The organism is Magnetospirillum fulvum MGU-K5 (genome assembly GCF_000442515.1).
GTDB classification, from domain to species: domain Bacteria; phylum Pseudomonadota; class Alphaproteobacteria; order Rhodospirillales; family Magnetospirillaceae; genus Phaeospirillum; species Phaeospirillum fulvum_B.
In genome coordinates, this window is sequence record NZ_AQPH01000048.1 from 1 (window position 1) to 21,616 (window position 21,616).

A 21,616-nucleotide genomic window follows, 5' to 3' on the forward strand; every position below is an offset into this window, starting at 1 on the left:
GGTGGTCCGACGGAACAAGCGACGCGATCGTCACCATCTCCAGTTCCGTCTGTTGGGGCATCGGTTTCCTCAGCATTCCCCATTGAATCAAAAGCCCCCGCCAAAGGCGAGGGCTTTGTCAGCAATCTGAGGGGCGGCACATGCCGCCCCTTGCCTTTGTCGCCCGCCTTGGCCATCCTCGGTCGCAGGCGGCGGGGGTAATACAGCATGAACCGACAGAGCGACGGGGACTGGAGCGGCCGCAAAGGGCGCGAGGATGACGGCCTGCACGAAAAGTTGCGCGGCGGTCTGACCAGCGGCCGCATCCAGCTTTATACCGATCCCCGCATGATCGATTTCGATGGGTCGCCGGTGCATTGCCACTGGGACCATCTGTTGCCGCTGACCGGGCTGATGACTCTGGCGCTGGTGATTCTGCTGGCGGGCGGTATCGTCGTCGGCATCATCGCGATGACCTTGTTCGTGACAGTCTATCTGCTCGGCAATCGCTATTACGTTGCCTGGCGGCTGCGGACCCGCACGGTCGCCTATCTGTGTCAGGACGTTGCCCATCTTCAGGCCCTGTGGCGGCTGGGTGGGATCGCCCTGGTGGTGCCCGGCACTGGCGAGCCGCCGTGCGTCGCCCCCAAGGGCGATTGGCGCAAATTCATCCGTCGTCATTTCGGCGAGGCGGTTCCCGCCCCGGACCGGATTCCGCTGGTCCCGGTGCCGGTGTCGGCTCCGGTTTCTGCCCCACCCAGCCCCGAACCCGAGACTGTGGCTCCGCCGCCACCGCCTCCGCCACCGCCGGTTCAACCCGCTCCGGTGATCGAGATGGCACCGCCACGCGCCGCGCCGCCGCCACCACCGCCCGCCGATTCAATCGAGCCGACCGAACCGGCCGGGTACGAGACGCCGCAGCCCGGGGCGCGCTGGGACTCGATCCTGGACGAAGACAAGCCGCCGCGCGACGAGGTGGTGCCGTGATGGCGATCGAACGCCGGGTCGTGCCGTGAAACTGTTCGAACCGCGTCAACCCCGCCGTCGGCCGGTGACGACCGACGAGGTTCATCTGTGGCAGAACGTGGTGGGCGACGTTCGTCCCTTGCCGGGGCGGGCTCGTCCCGATCCCGCCACCGCCGCGCCCGTGCCGACCCCGGTGGCCTCGGCCCCGCCGCCGCCCGGAACCGCTCCGGCCCGACCCTCGAACCCGCCGCCGCCGCCGCGCCGTCCGTCCGGCGGTCTGCCCGCGCTTGATCACGGCCACGCCCCTGGACTGGACCGCCGCACCGCCGAGCGGATGAAGCGGGGCGAACTGGCGATCGAGGCGGTGCTCGATCTGCACGGTCATATTCAGGACCGCGCCCATGCCGAACTGCACAGTTTCATCGACCGGGCCTGGGCCGCGGGCCGCCGCCTTGTGCTGGTGGTGACCGGAAAAGGGCAGGGCGGCGATGGTGTGCTGCGCCGTCAGGTGCCGCGCTGGCTGAACCAAAGCCCGCTCCGTGAGCGGGTGATCGGCTTCAGCCATGCCCGTCAGCATCACGGCGGCGAGGGGGCTCTGTACGTCCTGGTCCGTCGCCGCCGCGACACCCGCTAGCAGAGTGTGGCCCCCCTTCGGGGGCGTTTGCCCCCGCACCCCCAACCGGGAAGCACGGCTTCCCGGACCTTGTTCTTTTTTAAGTCATTGAAATAAAGAGAAACTGGAGGTTCGGAGGCTGGCCTCCGAACGGGTCCGGGCCGTGGCCCGGCCGCGAAAGCGGAACTTTTTTATACCCGGTCATACTATGCCTCGGTGATCGGAACCGATCACCGGCGCCCTCAAGCGGCGGGCGGGGATCGAAGAAACCCTTGCCTTCCGCGGCATAAGCCGCGCGGCCCCTTGGGCCTAACCAAATCCCCATGAGGTCCACTCACGGGGATTTGGTATCAGGCCCCGCGCGCAGCCGCGATGAAGGCGCGGATCAGATCGGGCGATTTCACCCCCGGCGCGGTTTCGACCCCGGACGAGACATCGACCGCCTTGGTCCCGGAAATGCGGATCGCCTCGGCGACATTGGTGGGGGTCAGACCGCCAGCCAGGAACCATGGCAGCGGCCAGCGCCGCCCGGTCAGCACCGACCAATCGAAGCTGACGGCGTTACCGCCGGGCAGGTTCGACCCCTTGGGCGGGCGGGCGTCGAACAGCAGCCGGTCGGCGACGCCGAGATAGGCATCGGCGGCGGCAAGATCGTCGGGACCGGCGATCGGGATCATCTTCATCACCGGCACGCCATATTCAAGACGGATCGCCTCGACCCGCTCGGGGCTTTCGTTGCCGTGAAGCTGCAACAGGTCGAGCCGGACGCCGCCGATGACGGCATCGAGCAGGGCATCGTCGGGATCGACCAGCAGGCCGATCCGCGAGATCGGGCGTTCGAGATATGACAGCAACTCGGTCGCCCGCTCGGGCGTCACCGCGCGCGGGCTGTTCGGATAGAACACCAGCCCGACATGATCGGCGCCCGCTTCGATCGCCGCCTCCATCGCGTCTTCGTCGGTAATTCCGCAGATCTTGACCTCGACCGCCACGAGCCGTTCCTTTCGATTTCTTGACGCGGGCAGCCTTGTCCAAAGCCCCCGAAATGTGCATTCTTGCGCCGAATTGCCCGCCGATCCAACGGGAAGCCGGGCCGAGTGTCAACCCCTTGAGATCGAGATCAGAGTCATGGCGGAAGCCGATATCGAAGGCACCAGATTCCAAGCCGATAAGCCCCAGATCGCCCCCGACTATTTCGTCAAGGGTGCCAGCCAGTACGATTGGGGGATGAAGAACCGCCTTGCCCGCGTCTTCAACCCGGAATCCGGCCGGACGGTGATGCTGGCGATCGATCACGGCTATTTCCAGGGACCGACCACCGGGCTGGAGCGGATCGACCTCAACATCCTGCCGCTGTTGCCCGATTGCGACGCTTTGTTCTGTACCCGTGGCGTGCTGCGCTCGATGGTGCCCGCCGCCTCGCACAAGCCGATGGTGCTGCGCGCCAGCGGCGGCCCCAGCATCCTGAAGGAGCTGTCGGACGAGCAGATCGCGATGGACATGGATGACGCGGTGCGCCTCAACGCGGCGGGCGTCGGCGTCCAGGTCTTTGTCGGTGGCGAGAACGAGACCCGCTCGATCCACAACATGACCCGGCTGGTCGATGCCGGTCTGCGTGTCGGTATTCCGGTGATGGGCGTCACCGCCGTCGGTAAGGACATGGTGCGCGATGCCAAGTACTTCCGCCTTGCCTGCCGCATGATCGCCGAACTGGGCGCGCAGTACGTCAAGACCTACTACGTCGCCGAAGGGTTCGAGACGATCACCTCGTGCTGCCCGGTGCCGATCGTGATGGCCGGCGGCAAGAAGCTGCCCGAACTCGACGCGCTGACGATGGCCTATAACGCCGTCCAGCAGGGCGCGGCCGGTGTCGATATGGGCCGCAACATCTTCCAGTCGGATTGCCCGCAGGGAATGATGGCGGCGATCAACGCCGTGATCCACCAGAACATGCCCCCGGCCCAGGCGTTCGACCTGTACCGCAGCATCAAGGCCGACGCCGCCAAGGCCTAGGAAACGGGGGAGTCCTCCGTCCAACCCTCTCCCACCCGGTGGGAGAGGGTTTTTTCATGGCCGGGCAAATCGCCCTTTGCCGTCCCGCGCTTCGTGACAGCGGGAAAAATCCCTTTATACTGCGGCCCGTTTCATCCCCCCCATCACGGAGAGGCGTTGCCATGAAGGGCGAAGTCAAGAAGGTGGTGCTGGCCTATTCCGGCGGCCTCGACACCTCGATCATTCTGCGCTGGTTGCAGGATCAGTATGGCTGCGAGGTGGTGACCTTCACCGCCGATCTCGGCCAGGGCGAAGAACTGGAGCCCGCCCGCCAGAAGGCTCTGTTGATGGGCATCAAGCCCGAGAACATCTTCATCGACGATCTGCGCGAAGAATTCGTCCGCGACTTCGTCTTCCCGATGTTCCGCGCCAACGCGCTGTATGAAGGGGTCTATCTGCTCGGCACCTCGATCGCCCGGCCGCTGATTTCCAAGCGCCAGATCGAGATCGCCAATCAGGTCGGCGCCGATGCCGTCGCCCATGGCGCCACCGGCAAGGGCAACGATCAGGTTCGCTTCGAACTGGGCTATTACGCCCTGAAGCCCGACATCAAGGTGATCGCGCCGTGGCGTCTGTGGGATCTGACCAGCCGCACCCGTCTGCTCGACTTCGCCGAAAAGCACCAGATTCCGATCGCGAAGGACAAGCGCGGCGAAGCCCCCTATTCGACCGACGCCAACCTGCTCCACATCTCCTATGAGGGGAAGGCGCTGGAAGATCCGTGGGTCGAGCCGTTCGACGACATGTTCACCCGCTCGGTCAGCCCGGAACAGGCCCCGGACAAGCCGACCTATGTCGAGATCGAGTTCGAGAAGGGCGACGCCGTCGCCATCGACGGCGAGCGTCTGTCTCCCGCCGCGTTGCTGACCCGGCTGAATGCGCTGGGCGGTGCCAATGGCATCGGCCGTCTCGATCTGGTCGAAAACCGCTTCGTCGGCATGAAGTCGCGCGGCGTCTACGAGACCCCCGGCGGCTCGATCCTGATCGTCGCTCATCGCGGCATCGAAAGCCTGACGCTGGATCGCGGCGAAGCGCATCTGAAGGACGATCTGATGCCGCGCTATGCCGAGCTGATCTATAACGGCTTCTGGTTCGCCCCCGAGCGGGTCGCGATCCAGACGATGATCGACAAGGTGTCCGAGAACGTCTGTGGCACCGTCCGCCTCAAGCTCTACAAGGGCTCGGTCAGCGTCGTCGGTCGCAAATCGCCGAAATCGCTCTATCGCATGGATTATGTCACCTTCGAGGAAGACAGCGTCTATGACCAGCGCGATGCCCAGGGCTTCATCAAGTTGAACGCGCTCCGGATGCGTTTGGCCAAGATGGCGCGCGGGTAATAAAGGACTGTTCCCGGCCGGAGCGGGGGTGGCTCGTTCCGGCCGGACTTGGTTTGAGGGCAGGGGGGGCGACGGGATGAGACGGAGAAATCGGGGCCAGTCCGGCGGAAGCCGGGTGGTGGGCAGTCTAGCGGCGGGTGTTGTCCTGCTGGCGGTGGCGGGGCTGGTCGCCGAAGGCGCGGCGCGGATCGCGTTCCCCCGATGGAAGGAATTCAACGCCGACCGGGTTCAGGACAAGGCGGAGATCGCCGGTGTTGGTCCGGTGGCGATCGGACGGCCGGGCTTTGACGGCTGGGTCGCCCAGCCCAATGGCGATTTCCGCTCCCATGTTCGGATCAACGCCGCCGGATGGCGCGCCGACGAACCGGCCGAAGCCGCCGATGGCCGCCTGTGGGCCTTGGGCGAATCCTTTGCCTTTGGCTGGGGCGTCGAGATCGAGGAATCGTTCGGTGCGGTCGCGGCGCGCTCGCTGAACCTGCCGTTTTACGATTTGGCCAGCCCGTCGGCGGATTTGGCTGGCGAGCAGGCGCTGTTGACCCGGCTGCCCGCCAGCGTTCGTCCCCGCGCCGTGGTGCTGGGCCTGTCGGTCGAGACCGATCTGCGCGATTACGATCACGCCGCCGCCCCGTCCGAGCCTGCGCCGCGGACGCTGGCGACCCGGCTGCATGATGCCCGCGAGACTGTCGCGAAAAAGTCGGCGCTCTATACCCTGATTTCGCAGATGGTCGGTCGCTTCGACGGTTCGAACAAGGCGCCGGTCGTGGCCACTCCCGCCGCTTCGTCCCAGCCCGTCGACGAGGCTCGGGTGGCTGCCAGTCTGGACTCCAGCCTGGGCAAAATCGGTCAGATCCGGGCGGCGATTCCCGCCGACGTGCCGTTCGTGGTGCTGGTGATTCCTGCGCGCGATGAAGTGCGCTCTGGCGATGCGCAATATCGGGCGTTGCGGCAGGGCGCGGTTGAGCGGCTGACCGCTCAGGGAATCGCGGTGGCCGATCCGTTCGACGCGCTGGCGGCGGCGGGCGAGGCCAACGTGCTGTTCCCCCATGATGGCCATTGGTCGGCCCAGGGCCATCGTCTGGCCGGTGATGCGGTGACGCGGGTGCTGGCTCCGCTGGTTCCCGCTCCGGCGGTTATTCCGGTGGTGGTTCCGACCCCGGTCGCGGCTCCGGCTGTCGCTCCGGCTCCGGTGGCTGCTGCCCCGGCTCCCACTTCGGCTCCGGTCGCAGCTCCGGCCGCGACTCAAGCTCCGGCCCCGGCTCCGGACGCGAAGCCCTGATCGGCGTATGGCATGGCCTGGGGGCGATCCCCCAGGCCATGCTGTTGCTTCTTTTAGCGGAACACCACCGTCCGCGAGCCGTTCAGCAGCACGCGGTGTTCGGTATGCCAGCGTACGGCGCGGGCCAGCACCACGCTTTCGATATCGCGACCCATCGCCACCAGCTCTTCCGGGGTATGGGTGTGATCGACCCGTTCGACGCCTTGTTCGATGATCGGGCCTTCGTCGAGGTCGGCGGTGACATAGTGGGCGGTGGCGCCGATGATCTTGACGCCGCGGGCGTGGGCCTGGTGATAGGGCTTCGCCCCCTTGAAGCTGGGCAGGAAGGAATGGTGGATGTTGATCGCCTTGCCTTGCAGCCGCACGCACATGTCGGTGGACAGAATCTGCATATAGCGGGCCAGCACCACCAGATCGGCCCCGGCCTCGTCGATCACCTGGAGCACCTTGGCTTCCTGGGCGGCCTTACCGTCCTTGTCCGAGGGGAAGTAATGGTAGGGGATGCCGTGCCACTCGACGATGCTTTGCATGTCGGGGTGGTTCGAGATCACCGCCGGAATCTGGATCGGCAACGACCCGGCGTGATAGCGGTGCAACAGGTCGTGGAGGCAGTGACCGAACTTCGACACCAGGATCACCACCTTGGCCTTGCGGCTGGCGTCGTGAAGCTGCCAGATCATCTGGAAGCGCGAGGCGACCAGGGTGAACAGCTTCCGGAGTTCCGGGATGTGCGGGGTCATCGCCCCGGTCTGGAACACAACGCGCAGGAAGAACCGGCGTGACAGCGGGTCGCCATATTGCGACGCTTCGGTGATGAAGCAATCGTACTGGCTGAGGAAGCCTGCGACGGTGGAGACGATGCCCACCGTGTCCGGGCAGGTTATGGTCAGCACCCAGGCTTTTTTCTCGGCCATGATCGAATCCTCCACACATCCTTAGCGATCCGAGGAAGGTCTTATCCGACCCGGAGAAGCACGCCAAGACGGCAATCGGCCCCTTGCGTTTTTTTCGCAAATCGCCCAAGGTCCGACATGGTCGGCACCGACGTCCGTGTGGGTCCGGCCGTGCTTCGGCCCCGGACTTTGGTGAGGATACAGCCCGATGATTACTGTCTATTACAAATCGGGCGAAGCCCAATGGAAGTACGAGCTTGAAGAGTCGGAACACGACTACATCATCAAGAACGTGCTTGAGGACAATCCCGATCTGAGCGAGATGTTCGACGATTCGTTGGAAATCCTTCGCGATATTTCGGCGATGGACGAAGACGAAATGGACGAGGAAGACGAGATCGATCAGACGATCGCCGTCTCGTACATCTGGCACTATTTCAACCATCTCGCCGAAGGTGACGATCGCATCGAAGGCGATATCGTCCTGATCGAGGAAGAGGATGGCTCGGGCGTTACCGTCCTGCCCGCCGATGCGCTGGGCGACGAAGAAGACGACGTCGCCGAGAAGTAAACCGGCGACGGTCTAGCCTTCCCCGCCGGAAAACCGGCGCAGGGCGGCGATATCGGCAAGGATCACTTCGCGTCCGCGGGCTTCGACCCCGTGGGCGCGGAGCCGTGCTAGCGCCCGCGACAGGCTTTCCGGGGCGATCCCGATCCGGCTGGCCAGCACGGTCTTGCTGAGCGGCAGCCGGACCCGTCCGTCCGCTTCGCCCGCCGGAGCCAATCCCAACAGAAACGCCGCCAGCCGTTGCGCGGGCGAGCGGCTTTTCAGTCCGGCGATCTCGTCGGCCAGCCGTCCGCGCCAGCGGGCCAGACCGGACAGCAGGGTCAGGCCCAGCACCGGGCGTTCTTCCAGACGGCGCAGGAACGACGCCGCCGGAATGTGAACCAGCCGCGATCCGGCCGATACCTCGCAATGCAGCGGAAACCGTCCCGATGACAGGATCGCCGCCTCGGCGAACGAGCAGGTCGGGTCGAACAATTCGATCACCGATTTCTCGCCGGTTTCGGTGAGAAGGAACAGCGTCGCTCGCCCCGCCAGCACGATAAAGAAGCGGTCGGCGGGGTCGCCCTGGGTGAACAGCGGCGCGGCCTCGGGATAGGACACGGCGCGGGCGTCACTCAGCAGCAAGGCAAGATCGTCCGGCCCCAGTCCGGTCAGCAGGGGGGCGCGGGCGCTCTCGGCGAGGTCGTCGGGGCCAAGGCTCATGCTTCGTCCTCTTCGGCGCAAAAGGCGCGCAGCCGGACCAGATCGCCGACCTCCAGGCATCCGTCCTCGGCGGCGGTGACTCCCACCGCGCCCAGCCGGGTCAGGGCGCGCGACAGGCTTTCCGGCTGCATCCCCAATTGCTCGGCGACCAAGCGCTTGTCATAGGGCAGCCGCAGCCGGGCCGGACCGTCATCGTCGGCGGTCAGGGTCAGCAGAAATCCGCCCAGCCTCTGCGCGGTGGTCTTCAATTTCAGATCGGCGATCTGGCGCAGCATCCCCCGCAGCCGCAGCGACATCGTCGCCAGCAACTGGCGCATCAGATCGGGCCGGTCCGCCAGCCGGGCCCGGAAGGGGGCCGCCGGGATTGCCAGCACGGTGGCACCGGCCAGGACTCGCGCCCCGGTACCGTGCTGGCCGTCGCCGAACACCGCTTCGTCGCCCAGCAGGGCGTCGGGACCGGCGACTTCGACCACCGAGCGACGCCCCCCGGTCTGACGCGACAGTTCGACATGGCCGTCAAGCACGACATACAGGGTGTCGGCGGCCTGACCGGGGCGGAACAGGGTGTGGCGGTGGGGCAGCCGCAGCGACGCCGCGCCGTCGAGCAGACCGGCCAGATCGGTCCGGTCCAACTCGGCGAACAGCGGCACCAGTTGCACCCGCCGCAGAAGTTCGGTCCGCAGCGGTGGGATCATTGTCCCTCGACTGCGTTGGCCCCGCCGCGTCCCTCGGCCCCGAGGGCGGCTCCGGCAAAGGCGGCATCGCCGGGCAGGGTCACCACGATCCGGTCAAGCTGCGAGATCGCGGCCCGGCCCGAGCCGGTGACCAGCTTCAGCACATGGCCGCCCTGGCTGCGGCTGGCATCGATGAAGTGGAAATGAAAGCCCGGCGCGTTCATCCCCTTGACGTAGCCGGGGAGGCGAAAGCCGATCAGCGTTCCGGTGGCGTCCTGGTGAACGAAGGTGACCTGCCCCTTCAGCGCCTCGGTCAGCGGGGGATAAGGCGGGGTCTGGCGCGGCACCGAACGCAGGGTCAGGGCCGAGAAGGTGCCGTCGAGCCGGATTGCCTGGGGATGGTTGGCGGGCGGCAGCAGCCGGTCCAGCCACGCTTCCAGCGCGGGGAGATCGAGGCCGGCCGGAACCTCGGCGCTGATTGTCGGGGTGAAGGGGGTGACCATCGCGAACGGGGTTGCCGCCTCGGGCGGCAGCGCTACCGCCCGCCCGTCGGTGCCGACGCGGAAGAAGCGGCCATCGATCGCCACCATCTCGCCGTCGAGGCCGTTGACGGTGCCGAGCCCCAGCGTGCCGTGGCGCGACAGCTCGCCGATGGTGACTTCGCCGTCATTGACGCCCTGCATCAGCGCGGTCAACAGCGAGACCTGATACAGATCGGCCGCAGCGGCGGCACCGGTATATGTCATGCAGACGGCAAAGATGGCGGCCAGAAAACGCTTCATGATCCAATGTCCCTCCCAAAGGTGGCGATATCCACCGTGCGAAGCTTATACTGTCTATAGAGCAGGAGCCAGAAACCGCAGATGAGCTTTTCCTCGATTGCTTTTGTCGCTGCCGAGTCCGAGGCCGCAACGGCGGCACTGGCCCGCTTGTGCCGTTTGTACCCCCACGTGTCGCCCGATGAGGCCGAAGTGATCGTGGCTTTGGGCGGTGACGGCTTCATGCTGGAAACGCTGCACCGTTTTCGTGTCCGGCGAGTGCCGATCTATGGGATGAACCGCGGCAGCGTCGGCTTTCTGATGAACAGCTATAACGAAGCCAACCTGCAACAGCGGCTCGACCGCGCCCAGCCGGTGGTGCTCAATCCGCTGAAGATGCGCGCCCGCACCGCCGATGGCGGGCTGTCCGAGGCGTTGGCGATGAACGAGGTGTCGCTACTGCGCCAGACCCGTCAGGCCGCCAAGCTGCGGATTCGCGTCGATGGCAAGGTCCGGCTCGATGAATTGGTCTGCGACGGGGTGCTGATTTCGACTCCGGCCGGCAGCACCGCCTATAATTTGTCGGCGCACGGCCCGATTCTGCCGCTGGGGGCGGGGATCAACGCGCTGACCCCGATCTCGGCCTTTCGGCCCCGGCGGTGGCGCGGCGCGTTGCTGCCCCAATCGGCCCGCGTGCTGTTCGAGATTCTGGAGGCCGACAAGCGCCCGGTCAGTGCCGTAGCCGACTATACCGAGGTCCGCGACGTCGTCGAGGTCGAGGTGCGCCAAGACCCCGATACCGATCTCGAATTGCTGTTCGATCCCGAGCACAATCTCGAGGAACGCATCCTGGCCGAACAATTCATGCCGTAGAATTTGTTCGGGTGAAGGGAAAATACCTCATTCGTCATGGTCGGCCCCCGGGTCAAGCCCGGGGGTTACCCGGCCATCGGTTTGGTGCCGCCCTATCCATTGATTTTCCGTCCAGCCTCATCGACCCCCGGGTCAAGCCCGGTGGTGACGGTCTGAAAGGGCGATATCGGAGAGAGCTGAAAAAGACGTCTCCATCCCCGTCATGGCCGGCCCCCGGGTCAAGCCCGGGGGTTACCCGGCCATCGGTTTGGTGCCGCCCTATCCATTGATTTTCCATCCAGCCTCATCGACCCCCGGGTCAAGCCCGGGGGTGACGGCCTCAAAAAGCGATACAGTAAAAATCTGACACGCTTAATACAGCGGTGCGACAAGGCGGATGTTCAGCACGTTGTCGCCGACATCGTTGCGGGTCAGCAGATAATGGTTGTAGGTCGCCTGAAGGCTGACCGGGCCGAAATCGTAGCCGAGGATCGGGCCCAGGCCATAGGATTGCGAGACCGAGCCCGACCGCTTGATTCCGCCCCGCGCGGTGTCTTTTTCCAACTGATTAAGCTGGAACGCGCCCATGCCGAATGTCCATTGGTCGATCGTCTTGGTAAAGGTGTAATCGACCGCGATCTGATCGCCCGACTGATAGCCGGTTTTGTCGTTGCGGGTGCTGGTGTCGTAATAGATCTGGGCGCTGACGTTCCAGCCGTCATGCAGCCAGCTGATCCCCAGGCCGGGTTCGAAGGTGGTGAAGCCGTTGCCCGCGCCGACGCCGCCCCGCGCCGGTTCGTCGCCGGGCGAGGAACTGGCATTGTCGAGCCAGACGCCGAAGCTGCCTTTGACATGAAGATCGTAGGGCAGGGCCCAGGACAGGATCACCGGAACCAGATAGGTGTTGAAGCGGCCCCAATGGCCGTTGCCTTCGATCGCGCCATTGCCCTCGATCGCGATCTCGGTATGGTCGAACGGCTGGGCGATGGCGACGCCGTAATCAGCCCCCAGCACCTTGATTCCGGTGTTCCACAGCAGGATCGGCACCTCGACGATCGCGTCGAGCTTCATCCCGCTTTTGGTGGACCCCGGCGTGTATTGCTTGAAGGTGGCGAAGTAATTGTTGAGCATGAAATAGACGCCTTCGGGCGGCAACGCGCCAGCGGCCAATCCACTCTCAACCCCGCGCAGATGCGGGTCCCACAATTCGGTCGCGCTCGCCGATCCCGCCGCCACGGCGACCCCCATCGCCAGCAGCGCCGCACATGCCTTCGTCTTCATCCTTGAACTCCCTTGCAACGGCCCGGAATCGAGCCGTCCCCCCCGGGGATCAACCATGGTTCCGGTCCGGGCTCCCTTCGTCCCCACGAAGCAGCGGAGCCCGCACCGATCACTCAGGTTTGTACGGGGCGGTAATGCGGAAATCCATGACGAAGATAGGTATTTCTCCCTAATCAATCCGGCTGTCACATTTGGGCAACAGAGCGCCGGGTCTCCCGGTTACAGCACGAAATATTTGGCCTGGGGGTGCAGGCTGACGATCGCCGAGGTCGATTGCTCGGGTTCCAACTGGAATTCGTCGGAGAGGGTGAGTCCGATCCGCTCGGCCCCCAGCAGCGACAGGATCGAGGCCTGATCCTCAAGGTGGGGGCAGGCCGGATAGCCGAACGAGAAGCGCGAGCCGCGATAGCCCTGCCGCAGCAACTGATCGGTCTCGGCGGCGTCTTCGGCGGCAAAGCCCAACTCGGCCCGAATCCGCTTGTGGACATATTCGGCCAGCGCCTCGGCGATCTCGACCGACAGGCCGTGCAGATAGAGGTAGTCCTGATACTTGTCGGCGTCGAACCAGCGCCGCGCCGTGTCGCTGGCGTTGCGCCCCACCGTCACCGCTTGAAGCCCGATCACGTCGCGGACCGGGTCGGTGATCGGGCGGAAGAAATCGGCGATCGACAGCCCGCCTTCCTTGGCCTGACGGGGGAAGGGGAAGCGGGCGACCTCGGTGACGCCGTCCTCGGCGAACAGCACGACGGTGTCGCCGTCGCTGGCCGCCTTCCAATAGCCGTAGACCGCCTGGGGCTGCAAAATCTTCTCGTCGGCGCAGCGCTTCAGCATCGCCAGCGCGATCGGCCGCACGTCCTTGTGCGCCCAGGCGCGGAATTCATCGATGGTGCGGCCCTGTTTGCGATAGCCCCAATGGAACTGATACAGCGTCGTTTCGTTGAGGAACGGAACCAGATTGGGCAGCGGCACCGACTCGATCAGCCGCGCCCCCCAGAATGGCGGGGTCGGAGGTGCGATGTCGCGGTGCAACTCGGTCTGGCGCAGGGTGATCGCGTCCCAATCGACCGGGCGGGTCGCGGGCAGCATCTCGCCCGGTTTCGGCTGGGCCGGGCCGGGGCGGTGGGGGGCGTCGAGCCGCGCCTTGACGTGAGCGTCAAAGCTGTTATCGACCACCTTCGCCATCAGGTTCAGCCCGTCGAAGGCATCGCGGGCATAGGCGACCCGGCCGCTGTCATAGGCTTCGTGGCACGCTTCCTCGACATATTTGCGGGTCAGCGCCGCGCCCCCCAGCAGCACCGGGACCTCCAGCCCCTCGCGGCTCATCTCTTCCAGATTCTCGCGCATGATCACGGTCGATTTGACCAGCAGGCCGGACATGCCGACGGCGTCGGCCTTGTGCTCGCGGGCGGCCTTGATGATCTCGGCGACCGGCTGCTTGATCCCCAGATTGACGACGCGATAGCCATTGTTGGTCAGGATGATATCGACGAGGTTCTTGCCGATGTCGTGGACGTCGCCCTTGACGGTGGCCAGCACGATCGTCGCCTTTTGCTGGCCGTCGGCTTTTTCCATCCGGGGTTCGAGGAAGGCGACGGCGGCCTTCATCGTTTCGGCTGATTGCAGAACGAAGGGAAGCTGCATCTTGCCCGAGCCGAACAATTCGCCCACCACCTTCATTCCGTCGAGCAGAAGCTGGTTGATGATGTCGAGCGGCTGCCAGCCCGCGTCGAGCGCGGCCAGCAGATCGTCGTCGAGCCCGGTGCGGTCGCCGTCGATGATCCGCTGCTTCAACCGCTCTTCGGGTGTCGCGGCGCGTTCCTTTTTCACCTCGGCAACGGTGCGATCGCCGAACAAGGCGATGAAGCGTGACAACGCTTCGGGGTCGCGGTCGAGGATCAGATCCTCGGCGGCCTTGACCTCGTCGGCGGGCAGGGTGTGCAGCGGCAGAATCTTCGAGACATGGACGATCGCCCCGGTCATGCCGCGCCGAATCGCCAGATCGATAAAGACCGAGTTCAGCACCTGACGCGCCGCCGGTTTCAGCCCGAACGAGACGTTCGACAGGCCGAGGATGATGCCGCATTCCGGCATCTCGGTCGCGATCCGCTCGATGGCGTCCAGCGTCTCGATCGCCAGCTTGCGGTCGTCGATGACCCCGGTGCAGATCGTGAAGGTCAGCGGATCGAACAACAGGTCCGAGGCGGGCAGGCCGTGCCGGTTGACTGCGAAATCGTACAGCCGCCGGGCAATTCGCAACTTGGATTCGCAATCCTTGGCCATTCCGGCTTCGTCGATGGTCAGCGCGACGACAGCGGACCCGAACTTGCGAGCCAGCTTCACTCGCGCCACCGCATCTTCTTCGCCGTTCTCGAAATTGATCGAGTTCAGGATCGCCTTGCCGCCATACAGCTTCAGCCCGGCTTCCAGCACCGGCAGTTCGGTCGAATCGATCACCAGCGGGGTGGTGACCGCCCCGCGCAGGCGTGACACCACTTCGGTCATGTCGCGGACTTCGTCGCGGCCGACAAAGGCGGTGCAGACGTCCAGCGTGTGGCTGCCTTCCTTGACCTGCTCGCGGGCGGTGGCGGTGATGCCGTCCCAATCCTCGGCATCCTGAAGGTCGCGGAACTTCTTCGAGCCGTTGGCGTTGCAGCGTTCGCCAATCGACAGGAAGGCGTTTTCCTGGCGCAGCGGAACCTGGGTATACAGCGAGGCGACCGACGGAACCCAATGGACCAGCCGCTTGACCGGGGCCGGGCGGTTGCCCGCGCCGATCCGGCGCAGCATCGCATCGGTTGCCCCGATATGGTCGGGGGTGGTGCCGCAACAGCCGCCGATCAGATTGGCGCCCATTCCGACGAAGCGTTCGTGCCACACCGCCAGTTCGTCGGGCCGCAGCGGATAATGAGTGTGGCCGTCGATCAGTTCGGGCAGCCCGGCATTGGGCTGGATCGACAGGAAGCCGGGCCAGTTATCGACCAGCCATTTGAAATGCTCGGCCATTTCCTGCGGTCCGGCGGCGCAGTTCATCCCGATCAGCGGCACGCCCAGCGACTGGACCACCGTCGCGGCGGCGGCGATATCGGCACCGACCAGCAAGGTTCCGGTGGTCTCGACCGTCACCTGGACGAAGATCGGGGCGGTTCCCCCGGTTTCGGCCAGGGCCAGTTTGCAGCCATTGACCGCCGCCTTGATCTGTAACGGGTCCTGGCAGGTCTCGACCAGAAAGGCATCGACCCCGCCCGCGATCATACCGCGGGCCTGGATCAGATAGGCCGCTTCCAGCGTGTCATAGTCGATATGGCCCAGCGACGGCAGCTTGGTTCCCGGTCCGATCGCCCCCAGAACATAGCGCCGCCGCCCGTCGGCGAATTGCTCGGCCGCTTCGTGGGCCAGTTCAATCGCCCGCTTGTTAAGATCGAAGGCGCGGTCGGCGATGCCGAATTCGGCCAGGGTGATCGGGCTGGCGCCGAAGGTGTCGGCCTCGACCATGTCGGCCCCGGCGGCGAAATAACGGGCGTGAATGCCGCGAATGACGTCGGGGCGGGACTCGACCAGAATTTCGGTGCAGTTCTCCAGCCCCAGGAAGTCCTTGTCCACCGAGAGGTTCATCGCCTGGACCAGGGCGCCGGTGCCGCCGTCGCACAGAAGAACGGACTGGGACAGATGGTCGAGAATGGTGCTCATCGACGGAAGATTCCTCTGGATTGGACCGGCGAGTTTTAGCCTGAAAACACCATTGTGTCACGATGAGGTCGCGCCGTGGGATGGGTTCTCGCTGTGTCCAGTCATACTCAATCATAAACAATTTTATGTAATTGCTTTCTTAATTAAAGACAAGAAATGCCGTATATAGTCCGATTGAAATTAGGCGTATTTTGCAACATCAATATTGTTTACAAGTAAAGATGGGTGGATAATCCCGGTCCTATAGCGACGAAGCGTGTTCGGGAGGTTGTCATGGGTCAGGAATCGGCCGCCGCTGTTATGCCCCGGCGAGGAATGGAGTTCGGGACGTCTTCCGACCCCGCGATTGCGGCGGTGAAAGCCGGGCTGCAAACCGGGGTGATCGAGGTGATGCGGCGCGAAATTCCCAATCTGCGGACCCTGCCCCGGGGGGCCGCCTATGACGCGGTGATGAACGATCCCCGGATGCTGGACGAGTGCTTTCGCCTGTTCCGCACCCGGCCCGATCTGTTCCGCGAGGTCATTGTCGATGCCGATCGTCGCCCGGCGACGACGGACCAGACAATCCTGTCTTGCGGCAAGACCCTGGGCGAGGCCGTCGCTCTGGTGGTGCGCGCCTCGGCACGTCGCCATTTTCGCCAGCGTCTGGACGGGCGGGTTCGGCTGGGGCCACCGCCGCCCCGGCCTTCGGCGCTGAGGCGTGTCGCGATTGCCCTCGGACTGGCCAAGCCTCCCAAGGCCGCCGCCGCGCCGCGAAAGCCATCGCGTTCGGAAATGCTCTATCGTGCCATCCGATCCTATCTGCGCTTCGATTGGCAGGTCCCGTTGATCCCACATTACGCGCCGATGACCCCGACGTTGGTCGCCGACCTCGGGGCCCGTCTGCTGGATATCCGCGAGATCGCCGAACTGCGGGCCCTGGCGGCTCCAGGCGCGACGCCGCGCGACGGCCGCCCGCCGCTACTGCTCGACAATGCCCGCCGCCTGCTGATCCAGGGGCGCGACGCCATCGATGGCGAAATCCTGTGGCGGGTGGTTCAACAGATGGATTTGGCCCGGCTGTTCCCCGAGGTCGAGACCGAGCGGGTCCGCCGCATCGTCGCCCAGGTGTCCGCGGTCCATTCCGAAGTGATCCGGGCGCTGTTGCCGGTGCTGGGGAACGATGTCCGCCGCTTCACCGTGTTTTTGATGGTTGCCTATGCCACGCTGGGCGAACAGCGCTTCAAACAGGATTTCTGCCAGGAAGGGCGGGGCCATGCCGTGCGCCAGTTGGGCGAACGGCTCGATCTGTTGCCGCCGCCGCCACCGACCCTGGACGAGATGAGCCGTCTTTATAAAGCGGTGCTGTCGACCGCCTATGTCGGCGGGGTCGAAGCCAGTGGCGAAACCCTGTTGAAGGCGCATCCCAATCTGGTCCAGGCGCTCGATGCAATGGGGCGTTCGCGCTCCATGCCCGCCGCGATCACCGGATAAAGCAAAACAGGGATCGGAAGGGAGGCACCCTGACCGCGACGGGATTGGGGGGATCCCGATGTCGGTCAGGGGCCATTGGGCATGGCGGCGAGCGGTGCTTGTGACGGTCGGGCCTTGGGGGGGTGAAGGACCCGGATGATCGCCTGGAGGGGGGAGGGCGATCCGTCCGTCAGCACCGGGATATGTAGCCGCCGGCCCGCTTTTTAAAGGGCCCGGGTTTTGAAGCCGGAAACGCGGCTGTGGAGTTCGGCGGAGACCGTCTCAAGCTCCTCGAAATAAGCGGAGATATTGGCCATCTTCTTGGCGAATTCGGCGCGGAACTGAGCGAGATTGAATGTCATGATCGGTCTCCCCAGGCTAGTCGGCTAGCCACATACCTTCGAACTGTTGGGTAATATAGCCGAAGGGTGTGAATGCCGTTCGCGCGCGACATAAACGAAGAATAAACAGACGGAAAAACTTCTACCGTGGGGTGAGGTGCTCATCCCAATGGGTAGCCGCTGGGGGCGAATGGATGATCCCCGCCGTCGTCGGATCGCGATCGGCTGGGCCGTGTCGAGATCTGCATCAAGACCTCGCCGCACGGCGACAGGGTTAATTCTGAAAAAGCGCAATAAACTCTTCATTTTATTCCCGGCGTCCGACCTGCCAACAATGACCCATCCGCGTGACGAGGAGGGCCTGTCTTGGACGACATTGATTGCGCCACCGAACGCTCAGAGGTTTTTACCGGAGCTGCACTAAAGGCTGTGTTGGGGCGGATGGCCGGGCCGTTATCAACCGGCGTGTGTCACTCCTGCCAAGATACGATCGAGCCCGAGCGTTTGCGCGCCAATCCCCGCGCTCACCTGTGCGCCGGGTGCGCTGCCGAAGAGGAAGCCAGCCGGGTCCGCCGTCGGCGCTGCGGTCCGCTCGACTGATCCGCGATTTGGGACATCGTCGATAAAAAACCGCCGCCGGATTGCCCCGGCGGCGGTCTTTGTGGTCGGTTAACGGCTGTGGCTATTACCAACCGGCCAATGACTTGGCCGGTTGTATTGTCCCTCTGCCTAAGCGCTCGCCTCCGCTCGCTTGGCCGCCGCCGCAATGGCGGCTGGATACCGGCCAACGGGTTAAATCGAAGGTTGGCCGGTATCAAACCTCGGTGATCGAGGCGAGGAAGCGGTCGACCTCGCCCCGCAGCACGGTCGATTGACGTTGCAAAGCCTCGACCGCGTCCAGGACGTCCTTGGCGGCGCGGTCGGTTTCCTGAATCGTCTGCGATACCGCGCCAATCGTCTCGGAAACGAAATTGGTCCCCGAGGCGGCATGGTCGATATTGCGGGCGATTTCCTGGGTGGCGGCCCCCTGTTCCTCGATCGCGGCGGCGATGGTGGTGGTGATGCCGTCCATCGAGGAAATGGTGGTGGTGATGCCGCGAATGGCGCGGACGGTTTTGTCGGTTTCCTGCTGGATCGTGGTGACCTGGGTCGAGATATCCTCGGTGGCGCCGACGGTCTGGCGGGCGAGGTTCTTGACTTCGGAGGCGACGACGGCAAAGCCCTTGCCGGCTTCCCCGGCGCGGGCGGCTTCGACGGTGGCGTTCAGCGCCAGCAGATTGGTTTGTTCGGCGATGCCGGTGATCATCTCGATGATCTCGCCGATTTTCTCGGCGGCACCGGCCAGCCCCTGAACCCGTCCGTTGACGTCGCTGGCCTCCTGGGTCGCCGAGGCGGCGACCTTGTTCGACATCCCGACCTGCTGGGCGATTTCGCGGATCGACGCCGACAATTCCTCTGCGGCCGAAGCGACCATCCGGACGTTCTGGTTAGCGTCGATCGCCTGACCGGCGGCGGCGTTGGCGCTGGTCAAGGCGCGGTCGGCCGAGGCCACCATGCCTCTGGCCGAGGCGGTCATCCGCTGCGCCGCGTCCGATACCGAATCGAGGACGGCGGTTACCGCCTTGTCGAAATTGGCGATCAGGGCTTCCAGACGCCGCATCCGTTCCTCGCGGGTGCGGGCCAGAGTCTGGGCATCGGCTTCCATCTGCTGTTTGGCGATGGCGTTGTCCTTGAACACCTGGACGGCGCGGGCGATGTCGCCGACCTCGTCCTGGCGGTCGAGCGCGGGCACCTCGACCGAGACGTCGCCCTGGGCCAGGGTGTTCATCCGCGCGGTCATGTCCTCGATCGGGTTGGCGATGATGCTGTTCAGGATCCACCGCACCCCGATTACGGCGATCAGAGTGGCGGCGAGGCCGCCCGCCACCAGCCAGATCAGAATCTGACGCAGCCGGGCGTCGGAATCCGCCGTCGACAGGGAACTCGACAGCACGGCGATCACCTCGCCATCGACGATCCCCATCCCGCCGTGACAGGTGTGACAGACTTCCTGATTGGCTCCATCGGTGACGCCCAGCACGATCGGGAAGGAATAGCGATAGAAGCCATCGACGAAGCGGCCGACCGGCTTCTTGGTCTCGAACGCATCGCGATCGACGTCATCGCGCGGCAGCTTGGGGGCGCGGTTCGGCTCCGCTTCTTTCATGTATTCAACGACCTTGGGTCCCCACGCGCTCCAGACCTTGCCGGGGTAGTGGACGTTGCGGCTATCGAACCAGTTGTTAAAGACGGTGATGCCGATATTGTCGGAATCGTCGGGTCGTTTCGCCATCACGTTGACGATCAGCGCATGAAGCGAGGTCATCTCGTTGGCGGACAGCATGTGCAGTTCGCGTTCGGTCTCGGAAGACTCGAATCGTGCGATGGTCAACACGATGCCGATAATTAAAATGGCGACGCCGAAGCCGACGATCGCCATGAAACGGCTAGAAAGCCGAAGATTGCGCCAAATATTGGCCACGAACATTCCATCCCTTCCGCCACGCCGAGACGCAGGCTGGCGGCTTAAAAGTTACCATCCCCGCAAAACTCTATTCCGAACCGTCGGAAAAGGAAACACTGACGAACTTCGGGTTCCGGGAAAAACCGCTGGGGCATATCGCGCTCCCGGATCGGGCGTGGCCGGGCTGGACAAACGTACCGGCGTCATGACTCAATCAACGGATCGCGTCTTTTGGCGCGAATCATGAAAATCATTTTTCGCCCTAAGGTATAACTTGAACTATCCTCCGATTCCGGCCGATCAGACTCTCTTCACTGTCATTGCGGATCGGTTCAGGAGAAAGCGATTCTTTAGCCTTAAGATTGGGCCGGCAAGAAAAAATCTCAGGACAAGACAGATTATTACCGGTAGGGCTTGCATTTCGTAACGGCGTTAGGCAAAGCATGTCAACATGACTGACCAAAAAGTCTTGACCGCGCCCCATCCCCTCGGCCAGGAGGAGCTTCGACAGAGCATTGAGCTGTTGTTCTTCGCCTACCGCGACTTTACCGCCGAGGCCGACGCGATTTTGGCCGAATACGGGTTTGGCCGGGCGCACCACCGGGTGATCTATTTCGTCGGCCGTCATGCCGGGATCACCGTCAGCGATCTTCTCGACATCCTGCGTATCACCAAGCAAAGTCTGGGGCGGGTGCTGGGCCAACTGGTGCTTGATGGCTTCATCGTCCAGCGTCCGGGGCTGCGTGACCGCCGTCAGCGTCTGTTGGAACTGACCGAGAAGGGGGCGGCGCTGGAACGTCGCCTGACCGGGCGGCAGGCGGATTCGATTGCCCGGGCCTGCGCCGAAGCCGGGCCGCACGCGGTCGATGGGTTTCGGTCCGTGCTGCTGGGGCTGGTTCATGACGGCGACCGCGTCCGCTTCACCCGGCGGCCGGAGCGCAACGGAGGCGAATGACACGGATGGACGGTGGACATGTCCTGGTGGTCGATGACGACCGCCGTCTGCGCGAGCTTTTGGGTAAATATCTGTCCGAGAACGGCTATCTGGTCGTTACCGCCGCCGATGCCGCCGAGGCGCGGGCCAGGATGGCCGGGCTGGCCTTTGATCTGATCGTGCTGGACGTGATGATGCCGGGCGAGGACGGGATGAGCCTGACCCGCGCCTTGCGGACCGACGGGAACCGGGTGCCGATCCTGTTGCTGACGGCGCGGGGAGAGGTCAACGACCGCATCCGGGGGCTGGAGGCCGGGGCCGACGATTATCTGTCAAAGCCGTTCGAGCCGCGCGAATTGCTGCTGCGGGTCGGATCGATCCTGCGCCGCGCCCCGCGTGAGGACGCCGAACCCGTCGTCACCGCGTTGCGGCTGGGGCCGTTCACCTGGGATATCGAACGGGCCGAACTGCGCCGGGGCGATCAGCCGGTCCATCTGACCCAGGCCGAGCGCGATCTTCTGGCGGTGCTGGCCGAGACCGTCGGCCAGGGGGTGTCGCGTGACGAACTCGCGGCGCGCACCGGCAGTGCCGCCAATCCCCGCGCCGTCGATGTCCAGGTCACCCGTCTGCGCAAGAAGATCGAGGACGACCCGCGCTTGCCGCGCTATCTTCAGACCGTGCGCGGTACCGGCTATATGCTGCGGCCCGATTGACGCGGCCTCATTATATATAGAGAGAGGGGAAGCGC

At 64.5% G+C, this 21,616-nt stretch carries 20 protein-coding genes; 11 read left to right on the forward strand and 9 right to left on the reverse strand.

Going from position 1 to position 21,616, the window contains the following annotated elements; genetic code table 11:
- The first annotated feature begins 207 nt into the window (after nucleotides 1–207).
- Both K678_RS12005 and K678_RS12010 read left to right on the forward strand, forming a co-directional pair.
- Nucleotides 208–966 (forward strand): hypothetical protein, encoded by a 759-nt coding sequence (locus tag K678_RS12005; protein ID WP_021132726.1) that lies wholly within the window; start codon nucleotides 208–210, stop codon nucleotides 964–966.
- A gap of 25 nt (nucleotides 967–991) precedes the next feature.
- The gene (locus tag K678_RS12010; RefSeq protein ID WP_021132727.1) at nucleotides 992–1,579 is read left to right on the forward strand and encodes a Smr/MutS family protein; all 588 of its coding nucleotides are present in this window, start codon (nucleotides 992–994) and stop codon (nucleotides 1,577–1,579) included.
- Between the two features lie 329 nt (nucleotides 1,580–1,908).
- Here K678_RS12010 and K678_RS12015 read toward each other — a convergent pair whose 3' ends face one another.
- Nucleotides 1,909–2,550, reverse strand: a complete 642-nt coding sequence (locus K678_RS12015) for a phosphoribosylanthranilate isomerase (RefSeq protein ID WP_021132728.1) — start codon at nucleotides 2,548–2,550, stop codon at nucleotides 1,909–1,911.
- A gap of 136 nt (nucleotides 2,551–2,686) precedes the next feature.
- Between K678_RS12015 and lsrF the strand changes: the two genes are divergently transcribed.
- The 3 genes from lsrF (at nucleotide 2,687) to K678_RS19060 (ending at nucleotide 6,223) form a co-directional block, all read left to right on the forward strand.
- Nucleotides 2,687–3,571 (forward strand): 3-hydroxy-5-phosphonooxypentane-2,4-dione thiolase, encoded by an 885-nt coding sequence (gene lsrF / locus K678_RS12020; RefSeq protein ID WP_021132729.1) that lies wholly within the window; start codon nucleotides 2,687–2,689, stop codon nucleotides 3,569–3,571.
- Between the two features lie 161 nt (nucleotides 3,572–3,732).
- Nucleotides 3,733–4,947 carry an argininosuccinate synthase gene (locus K678_RS12025; protein WP_021132730.1) on the forward strand — a complete coding sequence of 405 codons (1,215 nt, stop codon included), beginning with the start codon at nucleotides 3,733–3,735 and terminating at the stop codon, nucleotides 4,945–4,947.
- Nucleotides 4,948–5,023: 76 nt separating this feature from the next.
- Nucleotides 5,024–6,223 (forward strand): hypothetical protein, encoded by a 1,200-nt coding sequence (locus tag K678_RS19060; protein ID WP_196802576.1) that lies wholly within the window; start codon nucleotides 5,024–5,026, stop codon nucleotides 6,221–6,223.
- A 53-nt stretch (nucleotides 6,224–6,276) separates the two neighbouring features.
- On the opposite strand, the gene purU is transcribed toward K678_RS19060, so the two are convergent.
- Nucleotides 6,277–7,137: a formyltetrahydrofolate deformylase gene (gene purU, locus K678_RS12035; protein ID WP_039853002.1), complete on the reverse strand. Its 861-nt coding sequence runs from the start codon at nucleotides 7,135–7,137 to the stop codon at nucleotides 6,277–6,279.
- Between the two features lie 187 nt (nucleotides 7,138–7,324).
- On the opposite strand from purU, the gene K678_RS12040 reads away from it, so the two are divergent.
- Nucleotides 7,325–7,687, forward strand: coding sequence for a hypothetical protein (locus K678_RS12040; RefSeq protein ID WP_021132733.1), 363 nt, complete (start codon nucleotides 7,325–7,327; stop codon nucleotides 7,685–7,687).
- 12 nt (nucleotides 7,688–7,699) lie between these two features.
- Here the strand turns inward: K678_RS12040 and K678_RS12045 are convergent, their stop codons facing one another.
- Genes K678_RS12045 through budA form a run of 3 tightly spaced genes read right to left on the reverse strand, consistent with a single transcriptional unit; the run spans nucleotide 7,700 to nucleotide 9,842 of the window.
- Nucleotides 7,700–8,386 (reverse strand): Crp/Fnr family transcriptional regulator, encoded by a 687-nt coding sequence (locus K678_RS12045; protein WP_021132734.1) that lies wholly within the window; start codon nucleotides 8,384–8,386, stop codon nucleotides 7,700–7,702.
- Entirely contained in the window at nucleotides 8,383–9,081 is a 699-nt protein-coding gene (locus tag K678_RS12050) for a cyclic nucleotide-binding domain-containing protein (protein ID WP_021132735.1), read from the reverse strand. The genes K678_RS12045 and K678_RS12050 overlap by 4 nt, the downstream gene beginning before the upstream one ends.
- Complete coding sequence (gene budA, locus K678_RS12055) at nucleotides 9,078–9,842, reverse strand: acetolactate decarboxylase (RefSeq protein ID WP_021132736.1); 765 nt, start codon at nucleotides 9,840–9,842, stop codon at nucleotides 9,078–9,080. Before budA ends, K678_RS12050 begins: the two co-directional genes overlap by 4 nt.
- A gap of 81 nt (nucleotides 9,843–9,923) precedes the next feature.
- Here budA and K678_RS12060 point away from each other — a divergent pair, with 81 nt between their 5' ends.
- Nucleotides 9,924–10,691 carry an NAD kinase gene (locus K678_RS12060; RefSeq protein ID WP_021132737.1) on the forward strand — a complete coding sequence of 256 codons (768 nt, stop codon included), beginning with the start codon at nucleotides 9,924–9,926 and terminating at the stop codon, nucleotides 10,689–10,691.
- A gap of 351 nt (nucleotides 10,692–11,042) precedes the next feature.
- Here K678_RS12060 and K678_RS12065 read toward each other — a convergent pair whose 3' ends face one another.
- Together K678_RS12065 and metH are read right to left on the reverse strand one after the other, a co-directional pair.
- A complete protein-coding gene (locus tag K678_RS12065; protein WP_021132738.1) occupies nucleotides 11,043–11,951 on the reverse strand; it encodes a SphA family protein in 909 nt (302 codons plus the stop codon).
- A gap of 219 nt (nucleotides 11,952–12,170) precedes the next feature.
- Complete coding sequence (metH, locus tag K678_RS12070; protein ID WP_021132739.1) at nucleotides 12,171–15,638, reverse strand: methionine synthase; 3,468 nt, start codon at nucleotides 15,636–15,638, stop codon at nucleotides 12,171–12,173.
- 273 nt (nucleotides 15,639–15,911) lie between these two features.
- Here metH and K678_RS12075 point away from each other — a divergent pair, with 273 nt between their 5' ends.
- Complete coding sequence (locus K678_RS12075; RefSeq protein WP_021132740.1) at nucleotides 15,912–17,111, forward strand: hypothetical protein; 1,200 nt, start codon at nucleotides 15,912–15,914, stop codon at nucleotides 17,109–17,111.
- Between the two features lie 203 nt (nucleotides 17,112–17,314).
- Here K678_RS12075 and K678_RS18705 read toward each other — a convergent pair whose 3' ends face one another.
- Nucleotides 17,315–17,452 carry a hypothetical protein gene (locus tag K678_RS18705; protein WP_155804537.1) on the reverse strand — a complete coding sequence of 46 codons (138 nt, stop codon included), beginning with the start codon at nucleotides 17,450–17,452 and terminating at the stop codon, nucleotides 17,315–17,317.
- A gap of 345 nt (nucleotides 17,453–17,797) precedes the next feature.
- Between K678_RS18705 and K678_RS18255 the strand changes: the two genes are divergently transcribed.
- Nucleotides 17,798–18,031, forward strand: a complete 234-nt coding sequence (locus K678_RS18255; RefSeq protein ID WP_021132741.1) for a TraR/DksA C4-type zinc finger protein — start codon at nucleotides 17,798–17,800, stop codon at nucleotides 18,029–18,031.
- 214 nt (nucleotides 18,032–18,245) lie between these two features.
- Here K678_RS18255 and K678_RS12080 read toward each other — a convergent pair whose 3' ends face one another.
- Nucleotides 18,246–19,958: a methyl-accepting chemotaxis protein gene (locus K678_RS12080; RefSeq protein WP_021132742.1), complete on the reverse strand. Its 1,713-nt coding sequence runs from the start codon at nucleotides 19,956–19,958 to the stop codon at nucleotides 18,246–18,248.
- Between the two features lie 427 nt (nucleotides 19,959–20,385).
- Here K678_RS12080 and K678_RS12085 point away from each other — a divergent pair, with 427 nt between their 5' ends.
- Together K678_RS12085 and K678_RS12090 are read left to right on the forward strand one after the other, a co-directional pair.
- Nucleotides 20,386–20,889, forward strand: coding sequence for a MarR family winged helix-turn-helix transcriptional regulator (locus K678_RS12085; protein WP_021132743.1), 504 nt, complete (start codon nucleotides 20,386–20,388; stop codon nucleotides 20,887–20,889).
- 5 nt (nucleotides 20,890–20,894) lie between these two features.
- The gene (locus K678_RS12090; RefSeq protein WP_021132744.1) at nucleotides 20,895–21,581 is read left to right on the forward strand and encodes a response regulator; all 687 of its coding nucleotides are present in this window, start codon (nucleotides 20,895–20,897) and stop codon (nucleotides 21,579–21,581) included.
- Nucleotides 21,582–21,616 lie beyond the last annotated feature (35 nt).